The following is a 13274-nucleotide window of genomic DNA, read 5'->3' on the forward strand; positions in this document are numbered from 1 at the left end:
CGATTTCCCCTTCTTTCTCAGTGATCTTCTGCAGGCGGAATTAATAAAAACCCCTCATTAAGCTCATCGTCCTCGTGCATAAAAAACGTATGCATCCCCGTCATCCATGCCGAACCTTCGATTCTGGTCACCACGGCCGGGAAGCCACCTACCTGTGTCGTGCCGACGACTTGAGCTCTAAACAGCGAACCGACAATACTCTCGTGTACGAACTCCTCGTTCATGCGTATTTCCCCTTTGGCAAACATCACCGCAAGCTTAGCCGATGTTCCTGTCCCGCAAGGAGAGCGGTCAATTCCGCCAGGAGGGACGATCACGGTATTTTTCACATGGGCATCCGGATGTGTCGGGTCTGTATAAAATTCAACGTGAGTTAATCCTCTTATATACGAAGCCTCCGGATGCACCACGTTGACCGATTGGTTAACCGCTTTGCGCAAGTTTACGGCCACTTTTACAATGGTATCTGCATTGGATGGCGTAAGCTCAAGCCCCAACGCCCGGGCATCCGTAATCGCATAAAAGTTGCCGCCATATGCAATGTCGCAGTAGACGCTGCCCAATCCTTCCACTTCTACCTTTACATGCTTATACAAAAAGGCGGGAACATTTTGAAAAGCTACTTTCAGGACCTTCCCGTTCTGCACCGCAAGCTCTGCTTCAACCAGTCCCGCAGGCGTATCGAGCTTCAAATACGTCGTTGGCTCCGTGATGGGGATCATTCCGGTCTCGGCCAACGCCGTACAAACACCTATGGTGTCATGACCGCACATCGGTAAATAACCGCCGGTTTCGATATAGATCACACCGATATCCGCCTCCGGATGGCAAGGTTCCACGAGCAGGGCGCCTGACATGACGCCGTGCCCCCTTGGCTCGTACATCAATATTTTTCGAATCCAATCATACTCTGTTTTCATATGCAGCATTTTTTCCGACATTGTTGACCCTACAAGTTTGGGAAGTCCGCTGATCACTGTTCTCGTAGGATTTCCGCCGGTATGCGTATCTACGGTCGTAAACACTTTTTTGCTCTTCACGTAGGAACCACCCTTTCCTGAAATCTCTCAAACTTTAACGGTTCGGTTGAAATGATCGTCTCTAGCTGCTCCGTAATGATTTGACACATCAGTTTCCCTGTCACCGCAGCTAAGCTGATACCGTCTCCTTCATGGCCTGCTGCGATATAATAGCCTGGCACCTCATTGACTGCTGACACGATCGGCAAATGATCTTTCGTCCAAGGCCTTAACCCCGTATAAGTACGAATGATTTGAAAATCTCCGATTTTAGGATAAAAACGAAGTGTCCTTCTCGCCATGCAACGTACAACTTCCATATTCACTTGGGTATCAAAACCGACAAACTCCCGGCTGCTGCCAATCAAAAAGTTTTGGCTTTCCGTAGGTTCGAACACGAGTGCAACGCCATATTTCTCCGTTACCGGGTCGACTTTCCGCTGGCCGCCGAATTTGGAGATCAAATAGCCGAACTCCATCACTTTTCGCAGACCAACTGGAACTTGACGCGAGGCAACGATCAAGTGCCCTTTCCGGGGCACGATCGGAATGTCCAAGCCGACCATTCGGCCGATATGCGGAGCCCATACACCTGCAGCATTCACAATTTTTTTAGCGGTAAACTCACCCTGATTCGTGCTGATCTTGAAATTTCCTGTTACCGGATCTCTGTTGATGGAAGTAACTTCCGTTCTCAAACAGACACGGGCACCATGTTTTTTTTGGGCATCATCAAATAAGGAGTACGTAAGCAGATAAGGATTGACGGTCGAATCCGTGCCGCACTCGAGTCCACCCGGAAGATCGTCAGCAAGGAAAGGCGACTCTTGGCGAATGTCCTGCCGGTCCAGCATCCGAAACGGAAGTCCTAACGCCTTCTGCCGATTCACCCACTGCTGCGCCGCCTCCATTTCTTCATCCGTTTCACAGACGAGAATGCTGCCGGGCGCCCTATATTCGAACGGACATGCCAATTCCCGGCTCAGTTCATCGATGATCTTTTGACTGACCAGCGACATTTGACTGTCAAAGCCTGGATCTTTATCGATAGCCAAAATGTTGCCGTCGCAACGAGATGATGTACCGCTCGCCAATTCCCCTTTCTCGAGCACAGCTACGTCCAACCCTTGTTTACTCAAAAAATAAGCAATGGCTGAACCGACGATTCCACCTCCAATAATGACAACTTCCGCATGACTTACACCCATAGACATATTTCCTTTCCAACATGTAGATTCATCACTCACACATTTTAATAAGCAATTTTCATGCCAAATCACCCAGCCACAAGTGTCTAAAAAATTTTACACTTATTCACATGAGGCGTATAATTTTAAACAAAACGCTACCCATATAAGGCGAGGTCATGACAATGAAGCACAAGGCCCCTCTCATAGAGGATTTGATTCAGAACAATTATTATTTCATCGAAAAAGACGCCGACGCGGAAGCTCGGTTTGAGCAATGTACATCCTCCCTGCAGCCGAATCAAAAAAAGGTCCTTTTTTATAAAGACGGCTTTCAGCTTTTTTATTATGTTGGAGAGCACCCGGCTAACAGGCTTAGCTTGATGAATGCGCCTTGGCGAACCGCCGTATCCGTCCCCCAAAAGACGCCGCTGGACGCTGTCATCCCGCTTTTTCACGAAACCGATTACATCCTTGTAAAAGATGCTGCCGACCAGCCGATCGGTTATGTGACCGCTGCCGATATGCTTACTGCCTTGCATCAAGCACACCAAACCTTGGAAGCTTATTTCGAGTCGATGATCGACACGATGGATGCCTCCATTTCCATGATTGATGATCAAGAACGGACCGTCGTGTGGACCAAAGGAGCTGAGCGAATCTTTTCTATAAAAGCCGACGACATTCTTAGCAAACCAATGGCCGATTTCTTCCCTGCTGATAGGCTGCAAATCTTACAAACCCATAAAACCGGTGATTCTGTGTTTCGTAAGCTGCATCAACCACGGCCCGATTTATATGTCCTGATTAACTCAAACCCTATTCGCCTTAATGGGCAAATCATTGGTTCCGTCGTTGCAGAAACGGACATCACCAGTGAGGTCCGGTTGAATCAGGAGCTATTCAACGCCACTTCCAAGGTCCATCAACTGCAGCAGCAAATGGCCCAGCTTCAACCATCGACTGATCCATTTAGCCCAATCAAAGGAACGAGCAGCGCTATTAAGCGAACGATAGACATGTGCAAAAAAATTGGTACGACCAAAGCAACGGTGCTCATTCTCGGTGAAACCGGTGTCGGCAAGGAGCTTTTCGCCAAAGCCATCCATGACGTTCGAGAAAAACCGGACGCTCCTTTTATCGCGATTAACTGCGGTGCCATTTCTCCTTCTCTATTCGAAAGCGAATTGTTCGGTTATGAAAAAGGCGCCTTTTCTGGAGCTGACAACAACGGCAAAAAGGGGAAAATACAACTGGCAGCGGGCGGCACCTTATTTTTGGATGAAATTGGTGAAATGCCGCTCGATATGCAGGTCAAGCTTTTGCGTGTACTGCAGGAAAGAACCTACTTCCCCGTAGGCGGAACCAAGCAATTGAAAGCCGATATTCGGATCATTGCCGCCACGAATCGCGATTTGAACGCCCAAGTCAAACAGGGGTTATTCCGAGAAGACCTTTACTACCGCTTGAATGTGGTTACAATTGAAATCCCCCCACTTCGCGAGAGAAAAGAAGATATCATCGAACTAACGCACTGTTTCTTGAACGAATTTTCAATTAGCTATAGCCGATTCATTCAACATGTCCCGCAAGATGTGTTATTGGATCTGCTTCACTACAGTTGGCCCGGCAATATACGAGAGCTACGGAATGCGATTGAACGATTGGTCGTTTTTGCTGCAGACGGATCGGTGAAAAGAGATGATCTGCCGATGTCGATCCATGTCAGTAAACATAGGGATGATTCTCCCCTACAAGAGGAAACTCCGAATGTGATCCAAACCTTGCAGAAGGAGTTGGAAGTTCACGAGAAACAGATCATTATCAAAGCTTTGGAACTGGAGAAAGGCAACAAACTTGCGGCTGCCAAACGGCTCGGCCTGTCACGAGCAACACTGTACAACAAGATGAACAAGCTGGGTTTTGACGAATAAATCATTCTAATCGATAGAGATGGCTCCTGAATTCGGTATTCGCAGGGAGTCATCTTTTTTTATCGTCCATTGATGACGATCGCTAATTCGATAAATGAGGTCAATGCGCTCAGAGTAAGCTTAACCACTGTTAGCTTGGCTGGTTGATGGAAACTGTCTATCCATTAATTGTGCTTCTTCAAAACTGGTTGGCATAGCTCAAAAATTTGATTTTATTTCGGTTCAGCAGCTTCGATGGGCTATCGTGATTGCCAATGTTGTAGTTTCTACAACAATTCGCATGCCAAAAGGCTATTTCGCAAGTAAAAGTTGTAGTCTGTACAACAATTCGAACCTATTTATCGTGAAATGGCCTGTATGGGGCTAAATTGTTGTACACGATACAACATTGAAGGGATAAAGGTGGGATCTAGGCAGAATTGTTGCACTTTCTGCAACATCATTCGACCGAGAGTGTGGATTCATTCATTTACTCATTTGCTCATTTGCTCACTCACTCACTCACTCACTCATCACTCATCACTCGCTCATCACCCACCACTCATCACTCACTCACTCATCACTCATTCAAACCTTATTTTCCCCTAGTCCAACTATTTCACACAAGTAACCCCCAACCTTTCTTATTCATTAATTGTTAACGTAAAAAGACCCGAGAGAGGTCACTTTACTCAAAGTCTCCATCTTTCGGATTACCGTTCAACCATGGGCTCAGGCCGTTTTTTTGTTTACGCTTCGGCGGGATAGAAACGTTTCGATACAAGTTGTAGATTTGATGAATTCGCGATAAAACACAGTTTTCATGTGAATAAACGTGGTTGTATAGGTAATTTCACAGTTATTAAATTGATTATTGACTCCAAAACCATTGCTATTTATAATGATTTAATATCAATAGAAACGTTTCGATTAGCAAGTTGCCACATACATTATTCGAATAAGAAAGTGAGTGAAGAATATGACAAGACCTAATACAACCGACATCTGCATCCGAAATGGCGCAATGGCGTTCACTTTTATGAACAGTGGAGATATTAGAAAGATCACATACAATCAGACGATGATCAATCAATTGATAGCTAACCCAATTGACGGTTCGATGAACAATATTTATCTGCGTATCCACCAGGAATCATCGCTATCCTTCGTACCATTGCTTGGCATCCGTTCTTCAAGCCGGATCAGTCGCAGTGACTGTCAGATTTCTTGGAAGGGGCATGCCGAGGAACTCGAATATGAGGTCATATTTACGCTCACTCCTCAATTGATCTGGTTCTGGGACGTACGGGTCCATGGTCATGGAGCGGACATCGATCTTGTCTATGGGCAGGATGTGGGCATTGCCGATCAAGGTGCTGTCAGATCAAATGAAGCTTATCTGTCTCAATATATGGATCATTCTGTCTTTAAGGCCCCTGTCAAAGGCTGGGTCGTCTGTTCTCGTCAAAATATGCCGCAGCAGGGACAATTCCCGTACTTACAGCAGGGCTCTTTAACAAATGCCGCAGAATATTCAACGGACGGCTTCCAATTCTTCGGTTTATCCTATAAGGCAACGAATAAGCCAGAGGCACTGACTCAGGTCAAGCTGGCCAGCGAGATCTATCAATACGAATTTGCCTATACAGCTCTGCAATCGCAGCGCGTGATCGTCGATGGCATGGCGCGATTTGTTTTTTACGGTCTGTTCAAGCCGCACCATCCGGAGGCAGTTGTAACCTTGGCATACGAACAGGAAGTTCAGGAAGCATGGGCATATGCGGAGGAACTAGATGCAAAGTGGGAGGAAGGTCTGGATTCTGTCAGCCTTCAGCCCAGAATCGGCGACCCTCTTCAGGTTGAATCTATGACAATCGAGGAGATCGGGCGCGACTTTCCTAGCCGCCATCAGGAGGAATGGGATAACGGGGTTCTGTTGTCTTTCTTCACAGAGGGGCACGAACATGTTGTATTAAAGGAGAAAGAGCTGCTCGTGGAACGTCCGCATGGACATATCCTCATGACGGGGGATAATGCTCGTATGAACGAACAAGTGCTTACTACCACATCCTATATGTACGGTATATTCAACTCGCAGCTTGTGGTGGGAAATACGTCCTCCAACAAGATGCTAACAAATGCCCGCAATGCGTTGAATGTGCTGAAGACTTCAGGCCAAAGGATATTTATTGAGATGCACGGTGAATTCCGGATGCTCACAATGCCATCGATGTACGAGATTGGCTTTAACTACGTGCGGTGGACCTATAAGACGGCTGAAGACACAATTGTCGTCACGAACCTCACGGCAATGGACACACCGGAGGTTCATCTGGCCTTACAATCCGTAAGCGGAAAGCCCTACCGTTATCTGATTACGAATCAGGTGTCCATGAATAACAATGAATACGGAGCACCTTTCCTCATAGAACGTGAAGGCGATGTTCTGGTGTTCCGTTCGTGTGAAGGTTCGGATAACTCAGGAACCCTGCCAGACCTGTGTTACCGTATGAAGCTTACGGGAGCGGATGTGACCGTGACCGACGAGACAGCCCTAGCCAATCATGCTGATCCGGGATCCTCTTCGCTCGTTGTGCTCGAATTAAGCGCTAGCTCGGAATGGAGTTTGACGGTTCAAGGACTTATTCATGGCGGTGAGCTGCCGTTCGAGAAGCCGAATACGGCTGCAGAAATAGAACGATACCGCGACTATTTTAGAAAAGTAATGAATGGCTTCAAATTATCGCACAGTGGCGAAGCAACGGAATCGCTAAATAAGGTTAATGCTCTTGCATGGTGGTACACCCATAATATGCTGGTCCATTATTCCGTGCCGCACGGGCTGGAACAATACGGCGGAGCGGCTTGGGGCACACGAGACGTATGCCAAGGGCCTACGGAATACTTCATGGCTACACAGAAATACGATCAAGTGCGCGAAATTATAAAGACCGTATATGCCCACCAATATGAGGATGACGGGAATTGGCCGCAATGGTTTATGTTCGATCAGTATTACCGCATCCAACAAGAAGAAAGCCATGGCGACATCATTGTATGGCCACTTAAGGTCATTGCCGATTACATCTCGTCTACGCACGATTTCAGCATTCTTCAGGAGCGAATTCCTTATACGAATCGGGAAGACTTCGAGTTCACCGAGGAATGCCCGACCCTGTTTGAGCATGTGCAGAAGCAGTTGACATACATGAAGAATCACTTTCTTCACGATACTCACTTGTCTGCTTATGGCGACGGTGACTGGGACGATACGCTCCAGCCAGCCAATGCGCAGCTCAAGCAATATATGATCAGCAGTTGGACGGTTGCCTTGACCTATCAGGTGCTGAATCAATTATCCGCCGCTTTAACGGACGAACACCAAGAGCTGTCAGCAGAGCTGCATAAGCTCGCATCTGGCATTCACACCGACTTCAATCGCTATATGCTGCAGAAGGATGTCATTCCCGGCTTCGTCTACATGGAGAAACCGGGGGAAGCGGAGCTTATGCTTCATCCGACCGATACGAAGACGGGCATTCAATATCGCCTGCTGCCGATGACGCGCAGTATGATCGCCGAGCTGCTGACCGAAGAGCAGGCTGAATCACATTACCGGCTTATTAAGCAGGAGCTGTACTGCCCTGATGGCGTCCGCTTGATGAACCGCCCGGCACGATATGCTGGCGGTGTAAGCAAGCACTTTAAACGTGCGGAGCAAGCGGCGAACTTTGGCCGTGAAATCGGGCTGCAGTATGTGCACGCTCATATCCGCTTCGTGGAGGCGATGGCGAAGCTCGGCAAGGTGGACGAGGCATGGCAGGGTCTTGCCATGATTAATCCGATCGGCATCAGGGAAGTGGTGCCGAACGCCGAATTGCGCCAAAGCAATGCCTACTTCAGCAGCTCAGACGGAAAATTTAATACACGTTATGATGCTGGGGAACGATTCCAAGAGCTGTTTGAAGGAACAGTTCCCGTCAAAGGCGGCTGGAGAATCTACTCCAGCGGACCAGGAATCTACATGAACCAACTCATCTCCAACTGTCTCGGCATTCGCCAAGACGGAGGAGACCTGATCATTGATCCCGTACTTCCGCATGACATGGATGGGCTTCGATTCGAATTTACCTGGAATAACCGCGGCGTCAGATTCGAATATCATATCAACGGGTCATTGGAATGCCGTATCGAGATTAATGGCCATGAAGCAGAGACCGAAAACATGCCAAACCGTTATCGCCATGGCGGAACAAGAGTGCGGCGCGAGCAATTGGAGATTTTGTTAAGCGGTGAAGATAATGTTATTGCGATTTACATCTAATGGAACCAGTGATCTTTCGGCGGCACCGATATATTGGTATAGTAAAGGGAAATGATGCATTGATCGTGAGGGGCGAGTTATTGTGGTTAGTATTAAAGATATCGCTAAAAAAGCGGGGGTCTCGATCTCCACGGTATCCTATGCGTTAAACGGGAACCCCAAAGTGACGAAAGAAACGAGCAGCCGAATATTGGCCGTGGCTAAGGAATTAAATTACATGCCCAATGCGGCGGCCAGATCACTGAAGAAGCGGGAAACTAAGATTATTGGGGCTTTTCTTACAGATTTTAACGGAGCGTTCTACGGGGAACTGCTGCAGGGGATCAAAGAAGTGCTGAATAAAAAGGGTTACGACTTAATCGTATGCAGCGGCTCGCAATCCCACCGTCTGCTGCCAGAACGGAATATTGACGGCGCCATCGTGCTCGACTCTTCATTCTCAAGCGAAGAGATACTTCAATATGCGGAGCTCGGACATAAGCTAGTTGTGCTCGACCGTGAGCTGAAACATTCGAATGTGAATCAAGTACTGCTCGATAATAAGGCGGGGGCCGCATTAGCTATGGAGTATTTGATTGAAAAAGGGCATCGTAAGATCTATGTCATAACGGGGCCTGAAGCCTCGTTTGACTCGATGCAGCGTCTTCAGGCTGTCCGTCAGGTCGTTGAACGTCATCAGCCGCTTGCCTGTACGCAGATTCAAGGCGACTTTAACAAGTCGGCCGGGGAAAAAGCTGCCGAGCAAATCATTCGGGAATATACGGAGCCTGTCGCCGTCTTCTGTTTGAACGATGAGATGGCTATCGGCTTATATAATGCCGTCAAGGAATCCGAGTATAGGATTGGCACGCACATTCATATCATCGGTTTCGATAATATTGAATTGACACAGTATACGGAGCCTCGTCTTGCGACGATTGATTACTCGAAGCGAAAATGGGGTGCTCTAGCCTCCGAACAGTTGTTAAAGCTGATTGCGGATGAAGAGATCGATCACGAGCGCATCTACGTGACTTTGGTCAAAGGCGATTCTGTACATGCGGTATGAGGGAATTTGAGGAGCAACAAAAAAACAACAGCTATTCCTAAACGTTAATTTGTTAAGGAAATGGCTGTTGTTTTATTTAATTAATTACAATCTGCGCAATTGCTTTGGATAGTGTGTCAACACTTCGACCTTGCCGCTTGGCTGCACATACACATCGTCCTCGATTCGAACGCCGCCAAGCGAAGGCATATAGATGCCCGGTTCAATCGTGAATACATGTCCCGGCTCAATGAGCATCTCGTTTTCACCGTTAATCGATGGATCTTCATGCACATCCAGACCTATGCCGTGACCGATCCGATTATTAAAATAAGCGCCATATCCCTTTGCTGCTATGATACCTCTCCCCGTTTGATCGATGACTCCGTATGGTGTACCCACTGCGACCGCCTGAATAGCTGCCAGATTCGCGGTTAACACGGTTTCATAAATCGTTTCCTGCTCTTTGGTTCCTTCCCCAATTAAAAACGTACGGGTAATATCTGAGCAAAAGCCGCCCGCATAAACGCCAAAATCGATGAGCAAAAAATCATTCTCCTGGATCGAATAAGCACCTGGTTTGCCATGAGGCAAGGATGACCTTTTTCCAGTCAAAATGATCGATTCGAATGCCGGCTTATCGCCTCCGAACATCCTCATCTTATATTCTAATTCCGCCGCAAGCTCTTGCTCCATCATGCCGACTCTAACTTTTTGCACGGTACTTTCAAGCACCTTTTCGGCAATATCAACCGCTCGGCGGATGCTGACAAGATCTTCTTCTGACTTAATCAGCCGCTCTTGTATGATAAATGGTTCGATATCCGTACAATGCAAATCGGGAAACAACGCCTGCAGCTGCTCCACCCTGTGAAGGCTGATTGCTTTTTTTTCCAATCCCAACGTACCGATGCGTGTTCTACCTACTTTGTCTTTCAACAGAGCGTAAGGATTCTCGCTGTCTGAACAGGGGATCAAATCGCGAACGAATGATTGCTGCTGCGCTGCTTCCAAATCTAAGCCGGGAACAATCATGCTTTCACGAGCGCTGCCCATGTCGACGATAAGTGCCATGAATCGCTCATGCGGATTCGAATGGAACCCGGTAAAGAAATAAATATTCGTTGGATTCGTAATCAAGGCGATATCAATTTGCTTTTTCTCCAAGTAATCACGTAGTTTGTGCAATCTCAATTCATAAATGGAACTCATACATACACCCTCCCGTTTTCGTATCAGTCGTCCTTAGATTAGCAAAAACCATGCCAATATTTCCAGTTTCACATTTTTTCGAACAGATTGGCGCGATTATTGCTAGAAACGTGTAAGAAGGAATCGCACCAACTCGAAAAGGAAGGAACCATATGAACATGACATCCGTTATTATTTGCCGATGCGAGGAAGTAAGTCTTGCTCATTTGCTTGAAACCGCCAAACAGTATCCATGTTCTTCACGTGAATTGAAACTGCGCACCCGAGCAGGCATGGGTTATTGCGGTGGACGCACCTGCCGTTTATTGGTCGATAAGATCGTACAGGAACTATCGGATGCACTAAATTCAAATGAAATACCGCTAAAACATCAGCCTCCTGTCCGACCTGTTTCTTTTTGCAGCTTAGGAGGAGAACAACCATGAATTACGGACGAATTATGAACCACCCCATTTTAGGTGAATGGAGTAGCGAACGAATAGGCATTTCTTTTCGTTTGGATGATCAGGAATACGAAGCTTTTGACGGTGAGACGATCGCCGCAGCGCTGCTCGCACATGGTATCCGTACGCTTCGTTACCACGAAGATACCGGTACACCGCGCGGCTTTTATTGCAACATCGGACACTGCTTCGAATGCCGTGTTACGGTCGACGGGATAGACGGACAAAGGGCATGCCTCACACCACTAAAGAACGGAATGGACATCCGCACAGGCAGGACACTTCCCTCCCCGTTGAAGAAAGGAGCTCATCTTCCATGACAGACGTTCTCATAGTCGGAGCCGGTCCAGCCGGTTTGTCAGCCGCAATCTCCTGTTCAGAGCGCGGGTTAAAAGTAACGGTTGTCGACGAATTCATGAAACCAGGTGGCAGACTGCTGGGACAGTTGCATCAAGAACCTAACGGGACATGGTGGAATGGAATTGAAGAGTCAGCCAAACTTCAGAATAAAGCTGTGTCTCTTGGCGTGGTTATCCAACTCGGCGTTTCTGTTTACGATATTAAACAATCGGCAGACGGTTGGATCGTTTATACGTCAAGTGGCGTGCAGGAAGTGCCTGCTCTTCTGCTCGCTACAGGTGCGGCGGAGACCGCTGCCCCTATTCCAGGGTGGACACTTCCGGGTGTTATGTCCATTGGAGCGGCTCAGGTAATGACGAATGTGCATAGGGTCCGTGTGGGCATGCGCGGGATCATTGTGGGAATCAACGTGCTGTCCATTGCCATTGCACGCGAACTGCAACTAGCTGGCATCGATATTACCGCTATGATGCTTCCCGCCAAAAACATCATAAATACAGATGCGGGAGATCCCCAAAAAGTGATGCAGTCGATGCTGCGCCTAGGGCACCTTGCACCGTCTCCTATTCTTCGACTTGGCAGCGGCTTGATGCGTTATTCCCCGCTGCAAGCATGGGGACTTCGACTTTACCCAAAGAACGGTTTCAAAATTTGGGGGATCCCCATCCAACTGCGCAAAGCAGCCCTCGCTATTGAAGGGGAAGAAAAAGTCGAGAGCGTGCAGTTGGCTGATCTAACACCAGACGGAGAAATCGCGGCCCATTCCACGCGAAGCGTCCCCATCGATTTCGTCTGCATGGCAGGCAGCCTTTATCCGCTAGCTGAACTGGCAGCTGTAGCCGGATGTCCCTTCCGCTTCGTACCCGAATTAGGCGGGCATGTCCCGCTCCACAACGCCCAGATGCAAACACCGCTTACTGGCTTGTTTGTAGCGGGGAATATTACTGGCATTGAGAGCGCCAAGGTAGCAGCCGCCCAAGGTACGGTTGCAGGTATTTCGATCGCGGCTTTTCATGGGGTTAGCGGAACCGATGAAGAGCTGCAGCGTGCAATACGGAATGTTTGGGAAGTACGTGAACAAGCGCTGATTCAATTTCACCCCCAGGTCGCGGAAGGACGACGACATATTGAAACGATGTATGACGAGGTTTAAAACGGAATTTGCACGCATCCTTACTCATCAGCATCAATCCAATGTTGTAATTCCTACAACAATTCGCACGCCCAAAGGCTATTTTGCAACTTGAAGTTGCAGTTCGTACAACACTTCTAGCCCATTTGTTGCAAAATCGCCCTTATCGAGCCCAATTGTTGTACATTATGCAACAACAAAGGAAGAAAGACGGGATCTAGGCAGCGATTGTTGCACATTCTACAACATCAATCAACAGAGAATAGGGATTCATTCATCCTGTAACTTCAAGTGAGCATAGGTAACGATTATTCCGATTTAAGACACTTCCAAGTAGATGTAGATTGGATGAATGAATGATGTATTCCAATATTTTAGACACTTGGCTGGCATCTATGTCTAATGTTTTCGACACTTTATCATGCCTCACTTTGCCCAGCAGGCGGATTTATTTCACCCTCTGACAATTAGAAAATGTGAATGGACTGACTTAGCTCGGGTGTCATGAATAGTTTCATGGACTGTTCTTGGTTCAAACGATATGCCAGCTGTATCTTGTTCATCCTCCCTATTCACGTACACCAAAAAGCTGCTGATAAACTAAATATCAGCAGCTTTCTATGCTCAAAATTTGCCGTTTACACACTCACCGCGAGT

10 protein-coding genes are annotated in these 13274 nt (G+C 47.6%); 6 read left to right on the top strand and 4 right to left on the bottom strand.

The window, feature by feature from the left end; all coding sequences use genetic code 11:
* Positions 1 to 17: 17 nt before the first annotated feature.
* Positions 18 to 1040 carry a proline racemase family protein gene (locus tag ASD40_RS03830; RefSeq protein ID WP_057302010.1) on the bottom strand — a complete coding sequence of 341 codons (1023 nt, stop codon included), beginning with the start codon at positions 1038 to 1040 and terminating at the stop codon, positions 18 to 20.
* Entirely contained in the window at positions 1037 to 2227 is a 1191-nt protein-coding gene (locus ASD40_RS03835; protein ID WP_057302011.1) for an NAD(P)/FAD-dependent oxidoreductase, read from the bottom strand. Before ASD40_RS03835 ends, ASD40_RS03830 begins: the two co-directional genes overlap by 4 nt.
* Positions 2228 to 2391: 164 nt before the next feature.
* Here ASD40_RS03835 and ASD40_RS03840 point away from each other — a divergent pair, with 164 nt between their 5' ends.
* From ASD40_RS03840 to ASD40_RS03850, 3 genes are all read left to right on the top strand, one after another.
* On the top strand, positions 2392 to 4140 hold the full coding sequence (locus tag ASD40_RS03840; RefSeq protein WP_057302012.1) for a sigma-54 interaction domain-containing protein: 1749 nt from the start codon (positions 2392 to 2394) through the stop codon (positions 4138 to 4140).
* A gap of 958 nt (positions 4141 to 5098) precedes the next feature.
* Positions 5099 to 8443 (top strand): GH36-type glycosyl hydrolase domain-containing protein, encoded by a 3345-nt coding sequence (locus ASD40_RS03845; protein WP_057302013.1) that lies wholly within the window; start codon positions 5099 to 5101, stop codon positions 8441 to 8443.
* 82 nt (positions 8444 to 8525) lie between these two features.
* A complete protein-coding gene (locus tag ASD40_RS03850) occupies positions 8526 to 9491 on the top strand; it encodes a LacI family DNA-binding transcriptional regulator (protein ID WP_057302014.1) in 966 nt (321 codons plus the stop codon).
* 84 nt (positions 9492 to 9575) lie between these two features.
* Here ASD40_RS03850 and ASD40_RS03855 read toward each other — a convergent pair whose 3' ends face one another.
* Positions 9576 to 10682 (bottom strand): M24 family metallopeptidase, encoded by a 1107-nt coding sequence (locus ASD40_RS03855; protein WP_057302015.1) that lies wholly within the window; start codon positions 10680 to 10682, stop codon positions 9576 to 9578.
* A gap of 152 nt (positions 10683 to 10834) precedes the next feature.
* On the opposite strand from ASD40_RS03855, the gene ASD40_RS03860 reads away from it, so the two are divergent.
* From ASD40_RS03860 to ASD40_RS03870, 3 genes are read left to right on the top strand one after another with little or no spacing between them, the layout of a single operon-like run.
* Positions 10835 to 11107, top strand: coding sequence for a (2Fe-2S)-binding protein (locus tag ASD40_RS03860; protein ID WP_057302016.1), 273 nt, complete (start codon positions 10835 to 10837; stop codon positions 11105 to 11107).
* Positions 11104 to 11445, top strand: a complete 342-nt coding sequence (locus ASD40_RS03865; protein WP_057302017.1) for a (2Fe-2S)-binding protein — start codon at positions 11104 to 11106, stop codon at positions 11443 to 11445. Before ASD40_RS03860 ends, ASD40_RS03865 begins: the two co-directional genes overlap by 4 nt.
* Complete coding sequence (locus ASD40_RS03870; protein ID WP_057302018.1) at positions 11442 to 12638, top strand: NAD(P)/FAD-dependent oxidoreductase; 1197 nt, start codon at positions 11442 to 11444, stop codon at positions 12636 to 12638. The genes ASD40_RS03865 and ASD40_RS03870 overlap by 4 nt, the downstream gene beginning before the upstream one ends.
* Before the next feature lie 446 nt (positions 12639 to 13084).
* Here the strand turns inward: ASD40_RS03870 and ASD40_RS39335 are convergent, their stop codons facing one another.
* A complete protein-coding gene (locus ASD40_RS39335; RefSeq protein ID WP_156389887.1) occupies positions 13085 to 13180 on the bottom strand; it encodes a hypothetical protein in 96 nt (31 codons plus the stop codon).
* Between the last annotated feature and the right edge of the window lie 94 nt (positions 13181 to 13274).

Source organism: Paenibacillus sp. Root444D2 (assembly GCF_001426375.1).
In the GTDB taxonomy this organism is placed as follows: Bacteria; Bacillota; Bacilli; order Paenibacillales; family NBRC-103111; genus Paenibacillus_E.

Excerpts from the sequence above, each read along its gene's own strand:
- ASD40_RS03840 (WP_057302012.1), top strand. The coding sequence starts at position 2,392 with ATGAAGCACAAGGCCCCTCTCATAGAGGATTTGATTCAGAACAATTAT.
- ASD40_RS03870 (WP_057302018.1), top strand. The coding sequence starts at position 11,442 with ATGACAGACGTTCTCATAGTCGGAGCCGGTCCAGCCGGTTTGTCAGCC.
- ASD40_RS03835 (WP_057302011.1), bottom strand. The coding sequence starts at position 2,227 with ATGGGTGTAAGTCATGCGGAAGTTGTCATTATTGGAGGTGGAATCGTC.
- ASD40_RS39335 (WP_156389887.1), bottom strand. The coding sequence starts at position 13,180 with ATGAACAAGATACAGCTGGCATATCGTTTGAACCAAGAACAGTCCATG.
- ASD40_RS03855 (WP_057302015.1), bottom strand. The coding sequence starts at position 10,682 with ATGAGTTCCATTTATGAATTGAGATTGCACAAACTACGTGATTACTTG.
- ASD40_RS03865 (WP_057302017.1), top strand. The coding sequence starts at position 11,104 with ATGAATTACGGACGAATTATGAACCACCCCATTTTAGGTGAATGGAGT.
- ASD40_RS03860 (WP_057302016.1), top strand. The coding sequence starts at position 10,835 with ATGAACATGACATCCGTTATTATTTGCCGATGCGAGGAAGTAAGTCTT.
- ASD40_RS03845 (WP_057302013.1), top strand. The coding sequence starts at position 5,099 with ATGACAAGACCTAATACAACCGACATCTGCATCCGAAATGGCGCAATG.